Source organism: Methylobacterium gnaphalii (genome assembly GCF_007992215.1).
Lineage (GTDB): Bacteria > Pseudomonadota > Alphaproteobacteria > Rhizobiales > Beijerinckiaceae > Methylobacterium > Methylobacterium gnaphalii.
The window spans coordinates 1-1,180 of the sequence record NZ_BJZV01000099.1 but is presented as its reverse complement, the minus strand read 5'-3'; the positions used below and the strand labels follow the sequence as shown (position 1 = coordinate 1,180).

Genomic DNA, 1,180 nt, shown 5'->3' with positions numbered 1-1,180 from the left:
TTCTGCCTGACGACGAATTTCCAGCCAACAAGAGAACGGTAATCTCTCTGAAGCGCTGTTCAATCGATCGGGGCGGCGCAGTCCGCCTTTTTCAACACTATCGGTGGAATTCTGCCAGTCGGCTTTGAGCTGAAATTGGAGATACGCTGCCGAAGGAACCGTCCGGAGGAAATACGAAGACCGACTGGAATTTGATCCGTGAAATGATGAGCGCAGCGATAGATACTTGCGAACGGATCGAGGCTTCTGGCTATTCGGAGAGTGACCGAGAAGCTACCATCGTCGTAGCTGGGCAAGATGTAAGCGTGCACGACATACTCGCCAGTGCGTGGACCTACCCTGAAAATCTTCGGGATCAAATCATCCGTGCGCGCTACGAAAAGCAGAACGATCTTCCATACGTCCCCGAGGCGGCACGCATCTTGAGTGCAATGTCGCAGGCCAGTGCCGAACTCATCGATGCGAATGATGCCAGTAAAGTGGAAGCTGAAGTCCGAAGAATGATTAGCTGGTTTCGAGAGAAGGCAGGGCCAAGCGTCGAACAGGCCATTGCCACTCGTCGCACGTCATAGATCACCAATGTCCACTTCTGGCTGAGTGTTAGCCAGTTACGATTGGCTGAGAAGGGTCGGAGGCTGAACGCCCACTTCAGGTCGACAACCGCACCTCCCTCAGCCGGTCATTGAGAGTGCGCAGGCCGTCGATCGCCTGCCGGTGCTCCTCGTGCCGTTCGCGCTGCATCTCTTCTTCGTGCTTGCGGCGTTCCCGAGCGAGCCGGCGACGGGCCTCCGTCTCGGTCTCGCGCATCAGCGTACAGCGATCGTGGGAGGCTGAGTCCCCGCATCTCGCCGATGATCCCACACTGACACGAGAAAGCCCGCCGCGGCGAACCGGACGGGCTGAAGGTTGTGCCGACGATGGGAGGGGCCGGCGCAAGGATAACTGAGACGCGCGGCTCGGGTTCAGCCAGACACAACAAAGCCCGCACCGGGGAGTTCAGCCGGGCGGGCTCTGAGGTCGAGCAACCGAGGCTGGCCCCCTCTGCGCTCGAGCCTGCAAAACGGCGGATACCCGACGTTGTTCGTATGTAGGCAAAAGAAAGCCCGCCACGGCGAGCCCGGCGGGCTGAGGTCTCGGTGCGTGGCTTGTAGACTATCAGCAGTTATCGTCCTTGCCGAGA

At 59.0% G+C, this 1,180-nt stretch carries 2 protein-coding genes; one reads left to right on the top strand and one right to left on the bottom strand.

Annotated features, from left to right (window positions below; all coding sequences use genetic code 11):
- Nucleotides 1-203 precede the first annotated feature (203 nt).
- A complete protein-coding gene (locus tag MGN01_RS23255; protein WP_147049157.1) occupies nt 204-572 on the top strand; it encodes a hypothetical protein in 369 nt (122 codons plus the stop codon).
- 76 nt (nt 573-648) lie between these two features.
- Here the strand turns inward: MGN01_RS23255 and MGN01_RS23920 are convergent, their stop codons facing one another.
- Complete coding sequence (locus MGN01_RS23920; RefSeq protein ID WP_170246142.1) at nt 649-807, bottom strand: hypothetical protein; 159 nt, start codon at nt 805-807, stop codon at nt 649-651.
- Between the last annotated feature and the right edge of the window lie 373 nt (nt 808-1,180).

Coding starts and splice junctions, on each gene's coding strand:
- MGN01_RS23255 (WP_147049157.1), top strand. CDS start 204: ATGATGAGCGCAGCGATAGATACTTGCGAACGGATCGAGGCTTCTGGC.
- MGN01_RS23920 (WP_170246142.1), bottom strand. CDS start 807: ATGCGCGAGACCGAGACGGAGGCCCGTCGCCGGCTCGCTCGGGAACGC.